General features: G+C 71.7%; 18 protein-coding genes. 4 read left to right on the top strand and 14 right to left on the bottom strand.

From position 1 onward, the window contains the following. Nucleotides 1-6: 6 nt before the first annotated feature. The 7 genes from OHB44_RS23600 to OHB44_RS23570 form a co-directional block, all read right to left on the bottom strand. Nucleotides 7-1,038, bottom strand: coding sequence for a LacI family DNA-binding transcriptional regulator (locus tag OHB44_RS23600; protein ID WP_238687088.1), 1,032 nt, complete (start codon nt 1,036-1,038; stop codon nt 7-9). Between the two features lie 689 nt (nt 1,039-1,727). Further along, entirely contained in the window at nt 1,728-2,636 is a 909-nt protein-coding gene (locus tag OHB44_RS23595) for an amidohydrolase family protein (protein WP_238686668.1), read from the bottom strand. Next, nucleotides 2,633-3,442: a metal-dependent hydrolase gene (locus tag OHB44_RS23590; protein WP_238686669.1), complete on the bottom strand. Its 810-nt coding sequence runs from the start codon at nt 3,440-3,442 to the stop codon at nt 2,633-2,635. Before OHB44_RS23590 ends, OHB44_RS23595 begins: the two co-directional genes overlap by 4 nt. A gap of 103 nt (nt 3,443-3,545) precedes the next feature. Continuing rightward, a complete protein-coding gene (locus OHB44_RS23585; protein WP_266305013.1) occupies nt 3,546-5,177 on the bottom strand; it encodes a serine/threonine-protein kinase in 1,632 nt (543 codons plus the stop codon). Between the two features lie 119 nt (nt 5,178-5,296). Further along, nucleotides 5,297-6,982: a serine/threonine-protein kinase gene (locus OHB44_RS23580; RefSeq protein ID WP_308193741.1), complete on the bottom strand. Its 1,686-nt coding sequence runs from the start codon at nt 6,980-6,982 to the stop codon at nt 5,297-5,299. 83 nt (nt 6,983-7,065) lie between these two features. Further along, nucleotides 7,066-8,403: a glycosyltransferase family 4 protein gene (locus OHB44_RS23575; RefSeq protein ID WP_330438325.1), complete on the bottom strand. Its 1,338-nt coding sequence runs from the start codon at nt 8,401-8,403 to the stop codon at nt 7,066-7,068. A gap of 136 nt (nt 8,404-8,539) precedes the next feature. Beyond that, a complete protein-coding gene (locus OHB44_RS23570) occupies nt 8,540-10,483 on the bottom strand; it encodes an amylo-alpha-1,6-glucosidase (RefSeq protein ID WP_238686672.1) in 1,944 nt (647 codons plus the stop codon). Between the two features lie 42 nt (nt 10,484-10,525). Between OHB44_RS23570 and OHB44_RS23565 the strand changes: the two genes are divergently transcribed. Further along, entirely contained in the window at nt 10,526-13,234 is a 2,709-nt protein-coding gene (locus OHB44_RS23565; protein ID WP_238686673.1) for an MGH1-like glycoside hydrolase domain-containing protein, read from the top strand. Nucleotides 13,235-13,440: 206 nt separating this feature from the next. Here the strand turns inward: OHB44_RS23565 and OHB44_RS23560 are convergent, their stop codons facing one another. The 3 genes from OHB44_RS23560 to OHB44_RS23550 are packed head-to-tail and all read right to left on the bottom strand — an operon-like array spanning nt 13,441 to nt 16,190. Next, nucleotides 13,441-14,493, bottom strand: a complete 1,053-nt coding sequence (locus OHB44_RS23560; RefSeq protein WP_266305017.1) for an NAD-dependent epimerase/dehydratase family protein — start codon at nt 14,491-14,493, stop codon at nt 13,441-13,443. 18 nt (nt 14,494-14,511) lie between these two features. Then, nucleotides 14,512-14,973 carry a MerR family transcriptional regulator gene (locus OHB44_RS23555; RefSeq protein WP_330438324.1) on the bottom strand — a complete coding sequence of 154 codons (462 nt, stop codon included), beginning with the start codon at nt 14,971-14,973 and terminating at the stop codon, nt 14,512-14,514. A 59-nt stretch (nt 14,974-15,032) separates the two neighbouring features. Further along, the gene (locus tag OHB44_RS23550; protein ID WP_330438323.1) at nt 15,033-16,190 is read right to left on the bottom strand and encodes an FAD-dependent oxidoreductase; all 1,158 of its coding nucleotides are present in this window, start codon (nt 16,188-16,190) and stop codon (nt 15,033-15,035) included. Nucleotides 16,191-16,289: 99 nt separating this feature from the next. Here OHB44_RS23550 and OHB44_RS23545 point away from each other — a divergent pair, with 99 nt between their 5' ends. Next, nucleotides 16,290-16,889: a TetR/AcrR family transcriptional regulator gene (locus OHB44_RS23545; RefSeq protein WP_266305019.1), complete on the top strand. Its 600-nt coding sequence runs from the start codon at nt 16,290-16,292 to the stop codon at nt 16,887-16,889. A gap of 58 nt (nt 16,890-16,947) precedes the next feature. Here OHB44_RS23545 and OHB44_RS23540 read toward each other — a convergent pair whose 3' ends face one another. Next, a complete protein-coding gene (locus tag OHB44_RS23540; RefSeq protein ID WP_238686678.1) occupies nt 16,948-17,337 on the bottom strand; it encodes a hypothetical protein in 390 nt (129 codons plus the stop codon). A gap of 53 nt (nt 17,338-17,390) precedes the next feature. Continuing rightward, on the bottom strand, nt 17,391-17,774 hold the full coding sequence (locus OHB44_RS23535) for a DoxX family protein (RefSeq protein WP_238686679.1): 384 nt from the start codon (nt 17,772-17,774) through the stop codon (nt 17,391-17,393). A gap of 157 nt (nt 17,775-17,931) precedes the next feature. Here OHB44_RS23535 and OHB44_RS23530 point away from each other — a divergent pair, with 157 nt between their 5' ends. Continuing rightward, entirely contained in the window at nt 17,932-18,846 is a 915-nt protein-coding gene (locus tag OHB44_RS23530) for an RNA polymerase sigma-70 factor (protein ID WP_330438322.1), read from the top strand. 41 nt (nt 18,847-18,887) lie between these two features. Here the strand turns inward: OHB44_RS23530 and OHB44_RS23525 are convergent, their stop codons facing one another. Further along, nucleotides 18,888-20,087: a low temperature requirement protein A gene (locus OHB44_RS23525; RefSeq protein ID WP_330438321.1), complete on the bottom strand. Its 1,200-nt coding sequence runs from the start codon at nt 20,085-20,087 to the stop codon at nt 18,888-18,890. 179 nt (nt 20,088-20,266) lie between these two features. On the opposite strand from OHB44_RS23525, the gene OHB44_RS23520 reads away from it, so the two are divergent. After that, nucleotides 20,267-20,845 carry a TetR/AcrR family transcriptional regulator gene (locus OHB44_RS23520; RefSeq protein ID WP_330438320.1) on the top strand — a complete coding sequence of 193 codons (579 nt, stop codon included), beginning with the start codon at nt 20,267-20,269 and terminating at the stop codon, nt 20,843-20,845. 30 nt (nt 20,846-20,875) lie between these two features. Here the strand turns inward: OHB44_RS23520 and OHB44_RS23515 are convergent, their stop codons facing one another. Continuing rightward, the gene (locus OHB44_RS23515; RefSeq protein ID WP_330438318.1) at nt 20,876-21,520 is read right to left on the bottom strand and encodes a hypothetical protein; all 645 of its coding nucleotides are present in this window, start codon (nt 21,518-21,520) and stop codon (nt 20,876-20,878) included. Nucleotides 21,521-21,599: the final 79 nt, after the last annotated feature.

Raw genomic sequence — 21,599 nt, 5'->3', positions numbered from 1 at the left:
GGCCATTTACTGATCGGCCCCCATTGGCTGGCGGCTTCGGGGCGCGGCGGTCGACCCCCGGATCTCCAACGCGCACGGCAGCAGTTGCTGGTGACGAAGGTCTGCGGGGCCGTCCAGGTGGCGCGTCAGCGCCTCGATCGCGATCCGGCCGAGCGCCGAACCGGGCGACGTCATGGCGGTCAGCGCCGGGGTGGCCAACTCGGCGACCTGCGGCGAGGTGACCATCGAGACGACGGAGACGTCGTCGGGCACTGACAACCCTCGGCCGGTCAGTTCGCCGAGGATGCCGAAGATCGCCGTCTCGTTCATGGCCAGCACCGCGGTCAGCTCCGGGGCCTGCGCGAACGCGGCGGCCAGGGCGGCCCGCCCGCCGGCGGCGCTGTCCTCGGCCGCGATCATCACCGGCTCCAGGCCGTGTCCGGTCATCGCCGCGGTGAAGGCGTCCCGGGTACGCAACGCGGGCCCGTAACCGCTGGCCAGCGTGGCGGCCGAGTGGTTGACGTAGACGATGCGCCGGTGCCCGAGGTCGACCAGGTGCGCGACGGCCTCCCGGACGGTCTGGTCGAAGTCGATGTCGACGTAGGAGAGCGTGCTGGTGTCGCCGGTACGGCCGATCAGCACCAGCGGCACCCCCGTCTCCTGGAGCACTGTGACCCGCTTGTCGGCCAACTGGACCTCCATCAGCACGACGCCGTCGAGCATCCGCTGACTGGCCAGCCGACGCAGGTCGTCGAGGTCGCCCCCGCCGACCGGCGAGAGCACCAGGTGATAGCCGGCGACGCTGGCCGCCGCGGCGGCACCGGTGACGAAGGCGGTTTCGGTGGCGCCGAGGCCGCGTTCGTCCATCGGCATCAGCAGGCCGAGGATCCGGCTGCGACGACTGGCCAGCCCACGGGCCATCGCGTTGGGCTGGTAGTCGAGCTGCGCCATCGCGGCGAGCACCTTGTTGCGGGTGGCCTGCGAGATCGGCCGGGTGCCGGTGAGCACGTACGAGACGGTGCTGACCGAGACCTGTGCGAGGCGGGCGACGTCGTGCATGGTGGCCACCGCGCACCTCCTCCGGCCTGGGGTGGGACCGCTCCCGAACGTCGTCGAAGCGTTTCGACGAAGCGGTTCGACAGGACGCTAGGCCACCTGTTACGGCGACGTCAATAGCCGATGTCGAAAACAATTCAGCGGGCGCGTGCGGCGCTCATCCAGCCGCGCCGCGCCGCGCCGCGGTGCGCCCGGTTCGGTCGGTCGGTGATGGTCGCGGCCAAGATCCGCGCAACATCGGGGATGTTGCGGCCTCCCAGCCGCCGCAGGCAGCTACATCCGGGAAGTTGCGCGGATCTTGGCCGCCGATCAAGGGGTGCGACGGCAAGATCGTGCTCGATCCTGGATGTAGTTCCCTCGGATCGTCGCGGAGGCCACTACATCAAGGATCGAGCACGATCTTGGGCGCAGGGCGCAGGGCGCAGGGCGCAGGGCGCAGGGCGCAGGGCGCAGGGCGCAGGGCGCAGGGCGCAGGGCGCAGGGCGCAGGGCGCAGGGCGCGAGGGCGCAGGGCGCGAGGGCGCAGGGCGCGAGGGCGCAGGGCGCGAGGGCGCGAGGGCGCGGGGCGCGGGGCGCGGGGCGCGAGGGCGCGGGGCGCGGGGCGCGAGGGCGCGGGGCGCGAGGGCGCGGGGCGCGAGGGCGCGGGGCGCGAGGGCGCGGGTGAGTGCCCGGCGCCGTGGGGCGGGGCGCGGGTCAGGGCAGGTTGAAGAGGGTGGCGGCGCTGGTCCAGCAGACCGCGCGTAGCCAGTCGTCGCCCAGGTCAAGTCGGGCCAGCCCGGTCACCTGGTCGGCGTACGGGTACGGGATGTTCGGGAAGTCGCTGCCCAGCAGCACCTTGCCGGCCAGACCCAACTCGCGTAACCGGGGCAACTCCTCGGCCGGGAAGGGCACGAACTGGTCGAAGAAGGGCGTGAAGGCCATTGTGGTGTCCAGCCGGACCCGCTCGTACGTCTCGGCGAGGGCCAGGAAGGCCCGGTAGTCCGGGGCGCCCATGTGCGCCACCACTGCGGTCAGCCGAGGGTGGCGGGCGAGCAGGGCGGCGAACGGGTCCGGGCCGGTGTTGGCGGTTCCCACCGGGGCGTGCCCGGCGTGCACCACCACCGGCACATTCGCGTCGGACAGCATCCCCCACACCGGGTCCAGCGCCGGATCGGTCGGCGCGAAACCGCCGACCTGTAGGTGCAACTTGAACACCCGTGCGCCTTCGGCGAGGGCCGCCTCGACGTACCCGGGGGCGTCCGGCTCGGGGTAGAACGTGGCCGAGGCCAGGCACCCGGGGGTGTCGCGGGCGAAGTCCAGCGTCCAGCGGTTGAGTTCCGCCGCCATGCCCGGTCGGTGCGCGTACGCCAGGGCACTGAACGCCAGCACCCCGAGCCGGCGCAGGTGCGCGACCCGGTCGGCGTCGCTCCACCGGTAGCGGATCGGCCACTCGGTGCCGACCAGTGGCCCGGCGGCGTCGAAGTAGGCCCACACCCGGCGCAGCAGGCGCGGCGGCAGGAAGTGCACGTGCACGTCGGCGAGGCCGGGCAGCCCCAGGGCGCGGCAGAACTCCGGTACGCGGTCGTCCTCAGCCGGCGGGATCGCCGACGCCGGATCGGTCATATGTCGATGTCGAAACGGCTCAGCACCGAGGGCGCGATCAGGCCGACGGTGGCGAGCGCGGAGACGACCGTCAGCGCGATGCGCATCCCGACCACTTCGGCCTTGCTGCCGACGCGTAGGGCGATGCTGTTCGGCAGGCCGATCATCATCCACATGCGCCGCTTGATGGGGATCGGCCAGAGGATCGGCACGCCCGCTCTGGTGATCATGTCGCCGAGGATGTGCACGAAGCAGCCCACGCCCAGCGCGGTGCCGATCAGCGGATAGCCGCGTCCGCCCGGCAGGTTGGCGAAGGTGAACCAGGCCGCCCCGGCCGACGCGAGAGTGATGATCACCCACCCGGCCCGCTCGGCCCACTCGTCGAACAGCCCGCGCAGCGCCAGGCCGAACATGAAGAACAGGATGGTGATGACCGCCCACTTGCCGTACGCGGCGCAGAGCGCCGTGGTGCCCCAGCCGACCAGCAGTGTGAACGGCAGCGTGTGGGTCAGCGTCCGGTGCCCGTTGCTGCGGCGTGGGTCCCTGCTGAGCTTGGTGGCGTAGTAGACCCCGAGAGAGATCTTCTCCATCACCTCGGCGGCGAAGAGCGAGAAGACTCCGAAGGTGCGGGCCACGGTGGCCCCACCCTGGTTCTTGGTCACCTTGCCCGACATGTCGAGGTCGGGAAAGAGCGCGCCGCCGGCGCACACAGCGGTGCCCACCGCCAACGCGAGCGGCGACTGGTGGTAGTCGGCGAACTGCTCCAGTGCCCAGGAGCCAGCCAGCCACACCGCCGCGCCGGACAGCGCGTGTTGCGGTCCCATCATCTCGGCTCACCCTCCCCAGGGATCTTGAGCGCCCAAAACTACGCCACTGTAGTCAGCGTCGGCGCCGCAGGGGCATCACCCGGGAAGTCCACATCGGACTGTGTTACTGGGTGGGGGTGAAGCTCTGCCGGATCATCGGCAAGTATGCCGCGTTGACCTGCCAGTCGAACTCTTCTGTCAACCACGAGACGGTGTAGGAGCGGTCGGCCGAGGTGTTGGCCAACAGCCGGAAGCTGTGCACCGGAACGCCGGCGGCGTTCTGCCAGCCGCACTCCCACACAGCGCCACCCTCGAAGATGTCCATGGCGGAGATGTCCACCTTGCGATAGTCCGGCAGAGCGGCACTCGCTGTCAGCCGAGCCTCCTCGGCCTTCCAGTGCGCCACCGGATCCGGGCGGGCCGGCCCCACCTCGACGCTGAGCACCCGGGACCCGCCGGATTTCCGGAAGCAGGTCACCGAGCCCTCGGTCCAGCGCGCCCACCCGACCGGCGCGGCGATCCGGAACCCGGTCGGGTCGTCGTACCAGGTCCAGCCCTCGCGCAGCCCGTACTTCACGTCGGGTGGCGGTGACACCGCCACCACCGGGGTCGCCGACGGTGGCGGGGACGACGTGCAGGCGAACGCCGCCGGACGGGAGGTCGGGGCGCCACCGCCCGCGCCGGACGGTGGGGTCCGGTCGTCGTGCCGGTTGACAAGCGCCAGCGCGACGCCACCCGCGGCGAGCACAGCGGTGGTCACGCAGCCCAGGGCGATCAGGCGCCCTCGCCGGCCAGGTGGGCGCCGAGGGCGCGGGCTCCGGGCTGGCGTGGCCGGCTCGCCCGACGGGGCCACCGGTGCGACCGGGTGCGGCGCGATGGCCCGCCCGGCGCTGCGGATCGCCGCGACCGCCGACGAGCGGACCGACCCGGCGGGCTCCTCGTCGCTTGCCGCGGCGCTGCGCAACAGCGGCTCCGCCTCGGCTGCCGTCAACCGCCGCCAGGGGTCGCGCTGCAACAGGCCGAGGATGGCGGGACGCATCGGGCCTGCTCGACGCATCGGATCCGGTGGTTCGGTGGCCAGCGCGCTGAGCGTCGCCATCGCGCTCGACCGTGCGTACGGTGACTGGCCCTCGACCGTCGCGTAGAGCGTCGCGCCCAGCGACCACATGTCGGTGCGGGCGTCGGAGACCCCTTCGCGGGCCCGTTCGGGGGCGACGAACTGCGGCGAGCCGAGCACCGTGCCGGGCCCGGTCATCACACCCTCACCGCCATCGAAGGTGGCAAGCCCGAAGTCGGTGAGCACCACCCGTCCGTCGTCGGCCACCAGCACGTTGTGCGGCTTCACGTCGCGGTGCAGCACCCCGGCGGCGTGCGCGGCCCGCAACGCGGCAAGTACCGCCAGCCCGATCCGGGCGGTGCGCTGTGGGCTCAGCGGCCCCTCGGCGCTGATGATCTGCTGCACCGACCGCGACGGCACGTACTCCATCACGATCCAGGGGCTCTCCCGGTCGTGGACCACGTCGTAGAGGCGGACCACGTTGGGATGGTTGAGCCGGGCGGCGGTGCGTGCCTCACGCAGGGTTCGGAGCCGCAACTCCTCACGCTCGGTCTCGGCCAGCCAGGACGGCGGCACGACTTCCTTCACCGCCACGTCGCGATGCAACATCTCGTCGCGAGCAAGCCACACCCGGCCCATCCCGCCGGTGCCGACCAGGTCGAGCAGCCGGTACCGACCCGCGATCAGCAACTGATGCACGGTCGCTCCCCCTCGGTCACCCCGGGATCCACGATAGCCACCAATGCCGGCTTTCTCATCCACTGAGCGGCCTCGATCCACGACGGACGGTGGTCCCGATCATGGCCATACGGTGCAGGTCAGCGGGGTGGTCGGAAACTCTTTCGCACCAGTTCCCAGTCGGCGGCGGCCCCGGCCCAGTCCTCGTCCCGGGTGATCCAACCCAACGTCCAGCGATCGGCGCCGAGGACCTGTTGTCGGGCGTGCAGCCACGTGTTGTGCGGCGTCTGCCAGCGCAGCTCCCACTCGGCTCCGCCTTCACCCGCGGCGAGCCGGATCTCGTCGTACCCCGGCAGGGAGCCTTTCCCGGCCGCCGCGTCGCGGGCGGTCCGCAGGAGTTCCAGGGGATCGGCGGCGCCGCCTTCGGCGACGCTGAAGGCCCGGCCGGTCGCCGGGTCCTGGAAGCACGCCACAGTGCCGTCGCGGGAGGTCAGCCACGTCGCCGGTACGGAGACCCGGAAGCCGGCGGTGTCGGCGTGCCAGACCCAGCCGGGCGGCGGCCGGAGTTCTTCGCCCGGGCTCGGCGTGCCGGCCCGCACCGGTGAACCGCCGACGTCCGGGCGGACACAGGCGAGCGGGGGCGGCGGGACGTTGCGCCCATTCGGCGGAGGGCCGGGCGGCGGGCCCGGGCCGAACGGCCCTTCGTCCGGGGGACGGTTCGGCGGCGGGGTGGACCAGCCGGTGGGGTTGCTGGGCTTGTCGCCGGCGAGGGTCAGCGCGGTGCCGACGCCGGCCACGACGGCCACCAGCAGCGCCACGGCGACCACCGCCACCCGACGCGCGGTACGCCCGGCGGCCGCCGGATGTGGGGCCGGCGTGGGGGAGGCGCCACCGGGTGCGGCCGGGTCGGGCAGCGGAACTGTGGGGTCCTGGTCGTCGGGGTCGTCCCCCGTGGCGGGCTGGCCAACCAGCCCCGGCCGGTCGGCCGAGGGGCGGTCGGTCGCCGGCGGCGGGTCGGCGCGGCCGGTCGCGGCCGTCTTGAGCAACCGACGGGCCGTCTCGTGGTCGAGGCGCTCGTGTGGGTCGCGGCGCAGCAATCCGTCCAGCACCGGTGCGAGCGTCCCGGCGTGCGGGGCGGGGTCTGGCGGGCCGGCGGCAAGCGCGCTGAGGGTGGCCATCGCGGTGCTGCGGGCGTACGGGGACTGACCCTCCACTGCGGCGTGCAGGGTCGCCCCGAGCGACCACAGATCGGCGGCCACCGTGGACACCCCCTCGGCGGCCCGCTCGGGGGCCACGTACTGCGGGGAGCCGAAGACCATGCCGGGGCGGGTCATCGCGCCGTCGCCACCGTCGAAGGTGGCGAGCCCGAAGTCGGTGAGCATCACCCGCCCGTCGTGCGCCACGAGCACGTTCTGCGGTTTGATGTCGCGGTGCAGCACCCCGGCGGTGTGCGCGGCCTGCAACGCGTCGAGCACGGCCAGCCCGATCCGGGCCGCGCGGGCCGGCTCCAGCGGCCCCTCGGCGTCCACGACGTCCTGCAGGGTGCGGGACGGGACGTACTCCATGATGATCCATGGGCTGCCCTCGACCGCGACGACGTCGTAGAGCCGGACCACGGCGGGGTGGTTGAGTCGGGCCGCGGCGCGCGCCTCCCGCATGGTGCGTGAGCGCACCTCGGCCCGTTCATGATCGGCCAACCAACTCGGTGGAACGATCTCCTTGACCGCCACCTCGCGGTGCAGCATCTCGTCGCGGGCGCGCCACACCCGACCCATGCCCCCGCGACCCACCAGGTCGAGCAGTCGGTACCGACCGGCGATCAGCACCTGTGCACGCTCCTCCTCAGCCGCTGTCCGGGCTACACCCTAACCAGCGGATCGGAAGTCACCTATCGGTCGTCCGACTCGGCTCAGCAGGCGGCGTGGTCGGCGGCGGCGGCGAGCAGGTTCCCTTCCGGGATGGCGATCCGGGTCCGCCCGCCGCTCAGTCGGGCGGCGGCGCGCCTGGCCTGCACCGGGCCGTGTTCGCGGCGAGCGGTGGCGTAGCTGGCGGCGGTGCGGGCCGCGATGGTGGCCCAGCCGTACCGCTCGCCGACCATCGTGCGGGCTCGGCGGGCCAACCGCCGGGCGAAGACCTCGTCGCCGAGCAGTTGGCCGACCGCGCCGGCGAGCGCGTCCGGGTCGCTGTGCGGGAACGTCACCCCGGTCACGCCGGGTTCGACGATCTCGGCGAGGCCGCCGGTACGGGCCACCGCGAGGGGCGCTCCTGCGGCCGCCGCCTCCAGCGCCACCATGCCGAACGGCTCGTAGAGGCTGGGCACCACTGTCGCGTCGGTGGCGCCGAGCATCGCCGGTAGTTGGGTGGAGTCGAGGAACCCGGTGAACCGGACGGTCGAGCTGAGCGCCAGCCGTCGGGCCTCGGCCTCCAACTCGGCGCGGTACGGGCCGTCGCCGGCGATCACCACGCGTAGCCCCGGGTGTCGTTCGCGCAGCCGGGGTACGGCGTGTACCAGGTGCTGGACGCCCTTCTCGTAGACCAGCCGTCCGGCGTACCCGACCAGCGGGCCGTCCCCGGCGAACCGTGCTCGGGCCGACGCGACAGCTCGGGGGCGGGCCCGCCATGCCCTGTCGTCGACCCCGTTGGGCACCACGTCGACCTGGGCGGCCGGTACGTCGAACAGGGCGGTCACCTGGTCGCGCATGTACCCGGAACAGGTGATCACCCGAATGGACGAGCTGCTGAGCCAGTGCTCGACGCCGTGGATGGTGCGGTTCATCTCCTCCGGCAGCCAGCCCTGGTGCCGCCCGGCCTCGGTGGCGTGCATGGTGGTGACCAGGGGGAGATCCAGGTGCTCGGCGAGGGTGACGGCCGTGTGGGCGACGAGCCAGTCGTGGGCGTGGATGACGTCGTAGGAGCCGGCCTCGGTGGCGCGTAGGGCGGTGCGGGTGAGGGTGTGGTTGAAGGCCATCGTCCAGGCCAGCAGCGAGTTGGTGGCGAGGGGGAAGGTGACCGGGTCCTCGGGGGCGCGCAGGATGCGCACGCCCTCGGCGTATTCCTCCAGGGGTGCGCCGTCGCTGTGACGGGTGACGACGGTGACCTCGTGGCCGGCGGCGGCGAGGGCGATGGAGAGGGCGTGCACGTGTCGACCGAGACCGCCGACGAGCACCGGCGGGTACTCCCAGGAGAGCATCAGCACCCGCAGCTGTCGGGCGGGGTTGATGTCGATCACGTGGGCATCGAGTGACATGCGGCCCCCTTTGAGTTGTCCCCGGGCGCGCGCCGACCGACACCGAATCGATGTCGCCGTCGCGTCTGGATCGAGGCCAATCCTGCCGGGATCGCGATAACCAGCGGCGACACCACCGTTGCGGTCGTGTAAAGCGCTACTGGCTCTTTCGCCGCACCCGCAGCAGCTCGGCCACCGACCATGCCTGGAACGGGCACCCGGTAGCGGTGTGCGGCGCGAGGCCATCGGCCGTCTCGCTTACCGAGCCTAACCCATATTCCATCAAATGGGCCTCAATGCCGACGAAAACGTCATCGACGGACATCTTTCCCCGGCGTGCGGCGTCCACGTACGGGCCGAGCAACCACGGCCAGACCGTGCCCTGGTGGTAGCCCCCGTCCCGGTCCGCCGGGCCGCCCCGGTGCCGGCCCACGAACTCCGCGGAATCCGGGGCCAGACTGCGCGGCCCGAGCGGGGTGAGCAGCCCGCCCCCGACCCGCCGCAGCGTCGCCTCGTCCAGCTCCATCGGCGCGTACGGCAGCGACCAGGCCAGCAACTGGTTGGGGCGCAACGCGTCGTCGTCGTGCAGGGCGGCGCCACCCAACGGGTACGCCGGCGCGGGCGCGTCCAGCACGTCGTGCAGCCAGCCGGTCGGGGCCGGGAACCGCTCCCGGAACGAGGCCGTGGCCTGCCGGTGGTGTCGCCACAGCTCGTCGGCGTCCTGCCCGGCCAGCTCGGTCAGCTCCGCGAGCCCGGCCAGCCCGTTGATCCACAGCGCGTTGACCTCGACCGGCTTGCCGGTCCGGGGGGTGACCGGCACCCCGTACACCCGGGCGTCCATCCAGGTCAGCGCGGTGCCGGCGGCGCCCTGGGTGAGCAGCCCGTCGGCCGGGTCGACCCGGATCCCGTACCGGGTGCCGGCGGTGTGGGCGTCGATCACGGCGCGCAGCGCTGGCAGCAGCTCGTCGCCGAGGTCGGTGTCGCCGGTGACGGTGACGTGCCGGCTCACCGCGTGCAGGAACCACAGCGTCCCGTCGACGGTGTTGTACTCCACCCGACCGGTGTCGGCCGTGTTGGCGAGCATCCCCTCGGACAGCGTCGCCGCGTACGCCCGCAGCAGCTCCCGACCCTCGTCGACGCGACCCGTGCAGAGGAACAACCCCTCGTACGAGATCATCGTGTCCCGCGACCACGCCCCGAACCACGGGTAGCCGGCCACCACGTCCACCGCCGCCTGGTTGGTGCGCACCACGAACGCGTCGGCGGCCAGCGCCAGTGTGGCGTCCACGTCGTCGGCCGGTTTCGCCGTCGCCACCACCCGCCGGTTACGCCGCCTCGCGGTCGCCACGATCTCCTCCGCCGGCGGCGGCTCCTCGTCGAGTCGACCGGCCCAGGCCCGCACCGACACCGTGTCGCCGGGGCGTTCCAGCTCACCGGAGAAGCGGCCCGCGTACCAGAGGTCCTCGTCGGCGTTGAGGCCACGGTTGGCCTCCTCGCGGTGGTGCACGCCCAGCCACCACTGCCCCTCGGGCGCCCAGCCCGGGCCGGCGAGCCGGTACGCGCCCTCGACCACAGCGCCGTCGGCCACCGCCTCGACCTGCGGGATCGGGCCGTCGGCCCGCCGTTCGCCGTGCGCGTCCCGCCAGGTGCAGGCGGCCGACAGCTCCAGCCGGACCGGACCACCGGCGACCAGCCGGTGCACCACGGCGACGCAGGAGCGGCCGGGCAGCATGGCCAGCTCCCGTTCGATCACGACCGCGCCGATCCGCCACCGCCACCGGGGTAGCCCGTCGACCAGGTCGAAGCGTTCCAACAGCTCGAAGCCGCGCGGGTCCACGTCGCCGGAGGCCCACTCGTGCGCGCCGAGGCGCACCCGCGCGCCGGACGGCAGGGTGACCGCCGGATCGAGGCTGACCAGTCCCACCTGGCGGGACGCCGGCGTTTCGCCGGGAACCACCAACAGACCGTGGTAGCGACGTGTCCGCAGCCCGCCGACAGTGCCCATCGCGTAGCCGCCGAGGCCGTCGGGGACCAGCCACTCCCGGCTGGCCGCGCTGGTCAGGTCGCCGCAGATCTGCGGGCCGAAGTGAATGTCGATCAACTTTCCTCCACCGGCGGCGGGGTGTAACACGCCACGACGAGAATGGCCGCTGTGGTCAAGTACCGCGGCGACGTCAAAGATGTGCACGTGATCACTGACCGATCGTCCTCCGACGCCTCGCCACCCGACGCTGAGCGGCTCCGGCTCGCCCAGGCCGACTCGGGGGAGCAGGACTGGCGTGCATGGGGTCCCTATCTGTCCGAACGGGCGTGGGGGACGGTACGTGAGGACTACAGCGAGCACGGTACGGCCTGGGACTACTTCCCGCATGACCACGCGCGGTCCAGAGCCTACCGGTGGAACGAAGACGGGATGGCCGGCGTCTGCGACGAACGACAGACCTTCGCGTTCGCCCTGGCCCTCTGGAACGGCAAGGACCCGATCCTCAAGGAGCGGATGTTCGGCCTCGGCGGCGACGGCGGCAACCACGGCGAGGACGTCAAGGAGTACTGGTGGTACGAGGACTCCACACCCACCCACTCCTGGATGCGCTGGCGCTACCACTACCCGCAGGCAGCCTTCCCGTACGACGAACTCGTCGCGGTGAACGCGTTGCGCGGCCGCGACGACACCGAGTACGAGCTGGTGGACACCGGGATCTTCGACGACGACAGGTACTGGGCGGTGACAGTCGACTACGCCAAGGCGTCCCCGACCGACCTCTGCATGGTGGTGACCGTCGCCAACCGGGGCGACCAGGCGGCCACCCTGCACGTCCTGCCCACCCTGTGGTTCCGTAACACCTGGTCCTGGGGCCTGCCCGGCGGCGACCGGATCCCCCGGCTGACCGGCCAGGGCACCCGACTCGTCGGCGAGCACCGGGTGCTCGGCCAACTGCTGCTGGAGGGCGACGGCGGCCCGGTGCCGCTGCTCTGCGACAACGACACCAACGCCGAACGGCTGTGGGGCCTGCCCGGCCGCTCCCCATACCCGAAGGACGGCATCAACGACCACGTCGTCAACGGCGCGGCCACCGTCAACCCGGCCCGGGAGGGCACCAAGGGCGCGCTGCACTACGTGCTCGACGTGCCCGCCGGCGAGCAGCGCCAGATCCGGCTGCGGCTGACCCGCACCGCGTCGCCGCCGGCCGCCGCGCCGCCACCCCCGGCCGACCTCAGCGACGGCTTCGAGGCAGTGGTGTGGGCCCGGCGGGCCGAGGCGAACCGGTTCTTCGCCGGCGTGATCCCGCCGGCCGCCACACCCGACGAGGCGCTGGTCGCCCGGCAGGCCATCGCAGGGCTGATGTGGGGCAAGCAGTTCTACCACTTCGACGTCAAACGCTGGCTCGAAGGCGACCCGGGCTCGACCCCGCCGCCGGCCGGACGTCGGCACGGGCGCAACAGCGCCTGGTGGCACATGACCAGCTTCGACGTCATCTCCATGCCCGACCCGTGGGAATACCCCTGGTACGCGGCCTGGGACCTGGCCTTCCACTGCGTGAGCATCGCCCGGGTCGACCCGGGCTTCGCCAAGGAGCAGATCCTGCTCCTGCTCCGCGAGTGGTACCTGCACCCCAACGGGCAGATCCCGGCGTACGAGTGGGCTTTCGGCGACGTGAACCCGCCGGTGCACGCGTGGGCGGCGCTGAAGGTGTTCGAGATCGACGGCGGCCGGGACTACGAGTTCCTGGCCCGGGTGATGCACAAGCTGCTGCTCAACTTCACCTGGTGGGTCAACCGCAAGGACACCGGCGGCAACAACGTCTTCGAGGGCGGCTTTCTCGGGCTGGACAACGTCGGGCCGTTCGACCGCTCGGCGGCGCTGCCGGTCGCCGGTGTGCTGGAACAGTCCGACGGCACCGGCTGGATGGGCATGTACGCGCTCAACCTGCTGGACATGGCGATCGTGCTCGCCGAACACGACCGGACCTGGGTGGACACCGCCACCAAGTTCTTCGAGCACTTCGCCTACATCGCCGCAGCCGCGTACGAGCAGGGGTTGTGGGACGAGGAGGACGCCTTCTTCTACGACGTGCTGCGCCTCGCCGACGGTACGAAGGTGCCACTGAAGGTCCGCTCCGTCGTCGGGCTGCTGCCGTTGGCCGCCACCACCCGGCTCACCGCCCGGACCCTGCACCACCTACCGGAGTTGGGCGCTCGGCTGCGCTGGTTCCTGACCAACCGCCCGGAGTACGCCCAGGTGATCGGCACCCGGCGACTCGGCCCCGACGGCCGGCAGCAGCGGCTGCTGTCCATGGTCGGCCCGGAGCAGGTGGTCCGCCTGCTCGCCCGGATGCTCGACCCCGACGAGTTCCTCTCCGACTTCGGCCTCCGTACGCTGTCGCGCGCGCACCTGGACAAGCCGTTCTCGGTCACCCTCGGCGGGCAGGAGTTCTCCGTCGGCTACGAGCCGGCCGAGTCGACCAGCGGGCTGTTCGGCGGCAACTCGAACTGGCGGGGTCCGATCTGGATGCCGACGAACTTCCTGCTGATCAGCGCGCTGCGCGACTACGCGGCGTTCTTCGGCGACGACCTCCAGGTGGAGTACCCGACCCGCTCCGGTGTGAAGCACACACTGGACGAGATCGCCGACGACCTCTCCGCCCGGTTGATCTCGCTCTTCACCCAGGACGACTGGGGTCGACGGCCGATCTACGGCGCCGCTCAGATGTTCCAGACCCACCCGGACTGGCGCGACCTGATCGCCTTCCCCGAGTACTTCCACGGCGACAACGGGGCCGGCCTGGGCGCCTGGCACCAGACCGGCTGGACCGCCCTGGTAGCCGACCTGATCCTCACCCTGCGCCGCTGACCCCGCCCGCTCACGCCCTCGCTCGCGGGCGTGCCCGAGCCCGGCCTGTGGCTCAGGCCCGCATGATCGTGCTCGATCCTTGGTGTAGTGGTGTCGCTGGCATCGGGAGGCCACTCGATCCTGGATCGAGCACGATCATGCGGGCGACGGGCGACGGGCGACGGGCGACGGGCGACGGGCGACGGGCGACGGGCGACGGGCGACGGTCAGGTGGTGACTACGCCGAGCTTGATGAGGCTGTCCGCGGTGTCGGTGATGGTCGTCTCCACCGGGCGGGGCCGCCAGCCGAGAACGGTGCGGGCCTTGTCGTTGCTGATCACCGGGACCTGACCACCGAGGACGGCGGCCTCACGCAGCGCCGGCTCGGTCTTCGCGCCCTCCCGGACCTCCTCGTTGTTCAACTCTCGGGCCGGAACCCGGTCGGCCAGGCTCGGCAGGTGCCGCGCGAGCATCTTCGCCATGTCGAGGAAGCTGATCGACTTGCCACTGACCCCGATGAACCGCTCACCGGCGGCGTCCGGGTGCAGCATCGCGCGTAGGTGCAGGTCGACCACGTCCCGGACGTCGACCACCCCGAAGTACATCCGGGGTACGACCGGCGTCGCCCCCTGGAGGAACCCCTGCACCAGGCCGATGGTCGCGGACGTCCGCGTCCCCAGGAGTGGCCCGAAGATGCCGGTCGGGTTGACGACGCTGAGCTCGACCCCACCGTTGTTTCGGACGTCGTCCCAGGCCGCACGTTCGGCGAGCGTCTTCGACCGGTGGTACGCCGGGATGTCGTCGTCGACGTTCGTCCAGTCCGCCTCGCTGTAGCGGCCGTCGGGCCTGACGGTGTAGCCCACCGCCGCGTACGACGAGGTCAGCACCACCCGCCGTACCCCGGCCTCGCGGGCGGCCCGCACGACGCGCAGCGCTCCGTCGCGGGCCGGCCGGACCACCTCGTCGTCGTCAGCGGGCGGGGTGAACGGGAACGGCGACGCGTGGTGCAGCACGTACCGTGCCCCGGCGACCGCCTCGGCCCAGCCCTCGTCGGCGGAGAGGGCCGCGGTGCGGACTTCGACCCGGCCGTCCGGGTTCACGCCCGACTGCCGGATCCGGTCGAGCACCTCGTCGCCCTGGCCCGGCTCGCGGACAGTGACCCGTACCCGGTAGCCCTCGTCGAGCAGTCGGGCGACGGAATGCCCGCCGAGATGGCCGGTCGCACCGGTCACCAGCACCAGGGCATCGTCGGTGGAGCGAAGCTGTAGATCGTTTGGCATGGTGTGTCCCATCGTTGCTCAGAATTTCTCAAGAGCGCGCTTGACGTGTGTGAGCGCGCGGGTCTCCGCAGCGGTGTCGCTTCGGTGTCGGGCATCCCACATGTCCGCCTTGGCGCGCAGGTACGCCTGGCGTACCCGTAGGCGCTCGATCTCGGCGGACAGCCGGTCGGCGTGCCGGGCGAAGAGGTCGCGCTGTTCGGCGGCGGCCGCCAGGTCGCCCTCGTCGAGCAGCGTCAGGTACCGGCGCATGTCCGCGACGCTCATCCCGGCGGACCGCAGGCAGGCCAGGGCGTCGACCCGCTCGGCGAGTGGGGTGTCGTAACGGCGGTGGCCGCTGCTGTCGTCGCGGGGCACCGCGCCGAGCAGCCCGGCCTTCTCGTAGTAGCGCAGCGTCGGCTCGCTGAAGCCTGACCGCTGGGCCATCTCCTGGATGGTCAGAGGCCCTTCGGCCTGCTCATGGCCTTCCTTCGTCGCTGCCATGGGTGAAGCGTCCCCAACTTCAAGCGCTTCAAGTCAAGGGATGTGGCGCGGAGCACCACTCAGCGGTTCGCCCGTTCGATTCCTCGTCGGACGAGGCCGCTGACGCCGGGCACTGTGATCGCCCGGATGGTCAGATCGCCCATCCAGACGTGGAATCGGCTGGGCGGCGCGTACTGGGCCATTCCCCGGCGGGCGAGTGCCTGTCGTTTGCTGACCTCCGGGCGCAGTCCGGTCTCCCACTCGGCGAGTGCGGCCGGGAGGTCGGCGGCGTGTCGGCGTAGGGCGGCGCCGAGCTGGTCGGCGCCGGCCAGGGCGAGGGCCGCGCCGTGTCCGGCGAAGAGCGTCACGCACCACGCCGCGTCTCCGAGCAGGACGACGCGTCCGCTGCTCCAGCGCGGCATGACCACCTGGCTGACCGCGTCGAAGTAGGCGCTGGCCGGGTCGGCCTCCAGGTGGTCGATCGCGTCGGGCACGCCACCCGACAGATCTCCGAACGCGGCCCGTAGCGCGTCGACCGGCCCGCGACCCAGGTCGGCGGTGGGCTCCGCGCTGCGGTAGGTGAAGAACGCCGATGACCGCTTCGGGCCCAGGTTGACCATCGCCGCGGTGCGTCCGGGGCCGATGTAGGTGGTGGCGGACGACTCGGGCACGCCGGGCACCGGGTGGGGCAGCGGAAAGGCGGCCACGAGGTACGGGAGGTCCACCCGGAAGTCGGGGCCGAACACGGCGGTACGGGTGGCCGAGTGCACCCCGTCGGCGCCGACCAGCAGGTCGGCCTGCTCGACGGTGCCGTCGCTCAACTCGACGCGTACCTGGTCGGTGTCCTGGTCGACGGAGGTGACGGTGGTGCCGAAGCGGATGTCGACTCGGTCCCGCACCGCTTCGTAGAGGCTGGATTCCAGGTCGCCGCGGAACACCGAGAGGGCTCGCTTGCCGAGTGCCGCCTCGGCGATGGCGGACGGCACTGTGAACTTGGGCCGCCCGTCGGCGTGGACCAGCACTGTGGTGAACAGCCCCAGGTCGGCGGCGGACAACGCGGGGAGCAGGCCGAGGCGTTCCGCGGCGTCGTAGCCCGGCCCGATCAGGTTCACCATGTAGCCGCTGCTGCGCCGGGCCGACGCCCGTTCGGCCACGAGGACCTGCCACCCGTCCTGGTCGAGTCGGAGGGCTGTGGCCAGCCCGGCTATCCCCGCGCCCACGATCACCGCACGTTTCATCCTGCACCTCACCACTGGAATGAGCATCTGCTCAAACCAGTATGAGCGTGTGTTCATACTGGCGCAAACGGCGGCTGCGGAACCGCCTAGACTTCAGCCATGCCGCGCGGAGTCGCCATCCCAGCGCTTCGACAGCAGCTCTTCGCTGCCGTCGAGCGGTTGATCGTGGAAGAGGGGCCGAGCCGGCTCACCGGCCGAGCCGTCACGCGCGAGGCCGGCGTCGCGACCGGCCTGCTCTACGCGCACTTCGCGAACTTCGACGACTTCCTGACCGGGTTCGCTGTCGATCGCGTCTTCCACATCACCGGCGAGGTGGCCAACCTGCCGGAGCGCGCCGGGTCCGGCACTGTCGCCGACAACCTGCGCCAGGCCGTCCTGGCGACACCGCTGGGCACGCTGACGGCGTTGACCCGGCTCACCGCCTTCCGCCCGGAGTTGACGGCGAACGTCGAAGCGGTCCTGGGCAGCGGGATGTCGGGGCTGCGGGGGGTCGAACGCGCGGTCGCCGACTACCTGGCCGCCGAGCAGAGCCGTGGGCGGGTGCCGGCCGGCGTCGACACCGAGGCACTGGCCCTGGCGGTGGTCAGCGTGCTGCACCACGTCGCGCTGACCGGCCCCACCGACTCGACAGCGGAGCACCGGATCCAGCGGGTGATCGGCGCGCTCACCGACGGTTTCCCCGCCGCCGCACCCTCCTGAGCGCCGCGCGGTGGAGCGGGCTCGCCCATCCAGCGGCACCGCCGAGGCCCGGAAGGACTCACTGATAACCGACGTGGACGATCAGCTTGCCCTCCTTGGGGCGGGCCCCCACGTAGACGGTCGCCGGGTCGAGCAGTGTCGGCGGCAGGCGCAGGCCCTCGGAGAGACCCATCTCGTGTGCCAGGTCCTCCGGAGACTGCCCCGCCGCCGGCACCAGCGTGATCGTCCGCCAGCATCCGCCCGAGGCGCACTCCATGCTCTCGTCGGCGACCGTCGCTCCGGATGGCACCCGCGGCGTCCGTGACTCCGGTGGCAACGCGCCCTCGGTCTTGGACATCTGCAACCACAGGAACGACAGGCACCACAGGCACGACAGCAGGCCCAGCGTGACGGACACGGCCACGAGGGTGCGCCTGGTGCGCCTCCTCGGCGCGGTCCGCGACGTCATCGCGCGAGGATAGCGGGGCACCGTCGGCCAGCCGGAGCGGGAGTGGGCCCGGGTCAGCCGGTGAAGGGCTCGGGTCCGAGGCGACCCCAGGCCACGAACGCGGCCAGCGCGAGATAGGCGAGATTCAGCACCATGAACCTCGCCTCGCCGTAGCGCAGGTGGGTGATCATCGCGCCGACCATCAGCAGAATCCAGCACATCGCGGTCACCGGCACGAGCACCGGTGCGATGTCGAGCACGCCGGGCAGGATGAGGCCGACAGCGGCCAGGAGTTCGAGAACTCCGAGGGTCTTGACGAAGCCGACGCTGGCGTCGCCGGTCCACCCGCCGCCGTTGGCGGCGGACAACCTCTGCTTGGGTACGAACGTCTTGGTGATGCCGCCGGCCAGGGCAATTGTGGCCAACAGGCCGGCCACGATCCACAGTGCCAGGTTCATGATTTGCCTCCGTATCGGTTCGCACAGGAGACACCGCCGGCCGGTGCGCTGTGACAGCTCGTGAAGTGACGAGGAGCACCGACGCCCGGTGTCACAGAAGTCGGGAGGCCGGTGTCTGGTGGGCGACGCGGTCGAGTTCGGCGAGACTGGAGGACGCATGGATGCGGGAGGCGGAATCGTGGGTGAGGACGGCCGGGGGGACGGTGCGGTCGACGCGTTCGTCAACCACCGCAACCTCCTCTTCACCGTCGCGTACGAGATGCTCGGTTCGGCTGCCGACGCGGAGGACGTCCTCCAGGAGACCTGGCTGCGGTGGGCGGACGCGGACCTCACGACGGTGCGGGACCAGCGCGCGTACCTGGTCCGGATCACCACCCGACTGTCGCTCAACCGGCTGCGTGCGGTCGGCCGGCGCAGGGAGTCCTACGTCGGCTCCTGGCTACCCGAGCCGCTGTTGACAGCGCCCGACGTCGCCGACGACGTCGAACTCGCCGAGAGCGTCTCGATGGCGATGCTGCTGGTGCTGGAGACGCTGGCGCCGACCGAGCGGGCGGTGTTCGTCCTCCGTGAGGTCTTCGACATTGGATACGACGAGATCGCCGGGGCGGTCGACAAGAGTTCGGCAGCGGTCCGTCAGATCGCCCACCGTGCGCGGGCGCATGTCGCCGCGCGCCGGCCGCGCGGGATGGTCTCCCCGGCGGACACCCGGCGGGCGTTGGACGCGTTCCGGCTGGCGGTCGAGACCGGCGACGTGCAGGGCCTGCTCGACGTCCTCGCGCCGGATGTCGTGCTCCTCGGCGATGGCGGCGGCATCAAGCAGGCCGTGCTGCGGCCTGTCGCGGGGGCCGACAAGGTGGCCCGCCTACTGTGCAGCACACACGCCAGGGTCGCGACCATGTCGCTGCACCCAGCCCAGGTCAACGGACACCCGGCGCTGGTTCTGCGGCTCGACGGCGCGGTCGACACGGTCCTCGCGCTGCGTATCGACGACGGTCTGATCAGCGGGGTCTACGCCGTGCGGAACCCCGAGAAGTTGTCGCACATGCGAAGCGAAGCGGCCCTGCGCCGCTGATCGACCGCTGGGTTCCGCTGACTCTCGCCTTGACGCAGCTCCTAGTACGGGGGCGTGGGCGTCTCCGGCGACCGGTGGCGGGAGCGTCGCGCGTCCGCCGCGGCGACGCCGAGCAGCACCACGGCGGCGACCGCGCCGGCGCTGAGCGGCTGGAGGTGCAGTGCTGCCGGGATCAGCAGGCCGAAGGCCACCAGGCCGGCCAGCCGGGACCGGGAGACCCGACCGAAGACCTGGTATTCGAGCGCCGATCGTCCGGCGAGGAAGAGCACCGGGCCGCCGAAGATGGCGATGAGCCAGGTCGCCGGGAGGTGCCCGAGCGGCTCGGCGATGAACAGCTCGAAGCCGACGCCGGTGAGCACGATCCCCGCGATCATGACCATGTGGGCGAACGCCATGTCGGTAGCGAGTCGGGCGGGGTTGCGGGAACGGTCGACGGCGGTGCCCAGCATCCCTCCCGCCACGTGGAAGTAGATCCGCCAGAGCAGGACGGTGCTCGCCAGTGCCAGGACGAACCCACAGGTCTGGTCGGTGTGGAACTCGCTGCCGCTGAAGGCGAGGCCGATGACGAAGATCGCCTCGCCGAGAGCGATGAGGAGGAACTGTTGGTACCGCTCGGCCAGATGCTCGGCCGCGATCATCTGGACGCCGAGCCGGTGCGCGCCGAGTCGGGGGGTCGGCCAGCCGAGGAACAGCCCGGTGTAGTCGGTCAGTATGGCGAGGGTCCAGAGTGCCCCGCGAAGAGTGCCGTCGTTGACCAGCCCGCCGACGACCCAGAGCGGTGCGCTCAGGCCGAACCAGAACAGGACCCGGATGGACTGTTGGGGGTCCGGCCGGCCGTGCCCGGCGACGTGGAAGAACACCACTCGGCCGATCTGGAGGGTCACCAGGGTGATGGCGAAAAGGGAGGCCCGTGCGCCGAAGCCGTGCGGCACGGCGACGGCCATCGTCATGGCGCCGACCAACGTCATGATGATGACGGTCTGGACAATCGGGGCGTCCGGGTCCAGCCAACTTGTCGACCAGACCGTCACCGACCAGACCGCCCACAGCGCCAGGAACAGCAGCAGAGCCTGGCCGAGGCCCGCGTACACGCCGCGTTGGCCGTCGGTGAAGTCAGCGATCAGCCGCGCGGAGATCCGGGTGAGGGCGAAGACGAAGACCAGGTCGAGGAAGAGCTCCAGGAAGGTGGCCCGCTGGCGAGTGACTTCGCTGCGCAACAGTCTGTCGGGGGTGTTCCTCATCGGCTCGTCACGCGCCGGTGCCGCCGAACGATCACGGGCCCCTCCCGTCGCGGTGATCTCCTCGCCTAACGAGCCAGGGGGCGGCTGTGGCACGTGGAGCGAGGCAGCCGGCCCACCACATGAGTCACCAATCCGTCACCCGGCCGCTACGGCAGGTGTACGCCTCTACGCTCGTGGGCGTGCCCGGACCTGCCGAGAAGGCCACTGAACAGGACCGGCGTGACCTCATCGTCACTGTCGCGCGAGAGTTGGCCGAGACGGAGGGCTGGGCGGGTGTGACCACCCGACGGCTCGCCGAACGCACCGAGATCGACATGGGCGACATCTATCGGCACTTCGCCGACCTGGAGGCGCTGATCGCCGCCGTCGCGGTGTGCGCCTTCGCCGATCTGGCCGCCGACCTCGCCGAGGCGCACGCGGAGACCGCCGGGGGCCCCGAGGGGGTCTGGCCGGCGGTCGCGACCGCGTACCTCGACTTCGCGTACACGAATCCTGAGGTCTATGACGCGATGCTCGCGCTGACCCCTGACCTGGCCCTCGGCGTGGATGGTGTGCCGGCCGCGCCGCGGGCGGTCTTCGCCGAGCTGCGGGCGGCCCTGACCCCGCTGGCCGAGGGGCGGGACCCGGACACCCTGGCCGAGGTGGGTTGGAGCCTGCTGCACGGCGTGGTGATGCTCACCCGTGGTGGCCGGCTGCGACCCGAGGGGCAGGAGGACCGCGAAGCGTTGATCGCGCAACGGTTGCTGCGGTGGCCCTGACCAGGCCGCCGCCGACGCCCCCGGTCGTGGTCAGTTGATGGGCTGGCGGTCGGCCGGGCCCTTGTCGGTGAACCGGAACGTGGTGTTCAGCTTGGCGTTGCCCAACTCCTTGAGGACGAGGCCGTTGCCGGGGAGGTGCTGCAGGAATCGGGTCTCGCTGCCGATCGCGTACGTGCCGTCGCCCTTGGCGATGATGGTGAACCGCTGGATCGGGTCGTCCTGGTCGCAGACGACGGCCCCGATGGTCAGCTCGGGCTCGATATCCAGGCCGTTCACCTGCCAGCAGGACGGGTCGTCATTGGCGGGGTGGTCGTCCCTGGTGCCGAAGGCCCGGATCACGTATCGGTCGCCGCCGATCGGTGTCGGCACGAACAGGATGCGACCGCCCGTGTCGCCGCCCTCCTCGAGCCGTCCGCTGATCTCCAACGGCTGCCCCGAACCCCGGACCCGGGTGATCGTGACCTCGCGCTTGCCGGACAGCAGTGGGTCGGTCACCGCTGCCGATGACGTGGTTGGCGCCGCTGCCGTCGGCGTCGGCGCGCCGGTCACGGTGCCCGACGGCGTCGGCGTGCCCGCCGCGGTGTCCGGCGCCTTGTCCGCACCGCCCTGGCAGGCCATCAGCGCGCTGGTGCAGGCCAGCATCGCCGCGCCGGTGACCCACTTCATGGTGACCATGCCGTACTCCTCAAGAGCCGTCCCGAACCTGGCGGGAATCATCATGGATGTCGCCTCCGCTTGACGACGGCCGCTCTGG

The organism is Micromonospora sp. NBC_00821, from assembly GCF_036347035.1.
Classification (GTDB): domain Bacteria; phylum Actinomycetota; class Actinomycetes; order Mycobacteriales; family Micromonosporaceae; genus Micromonospora; species Micromonospora hortensis.
This window is presented reverse-complemented; position numbering and strand designations above follow the sequence as displayed.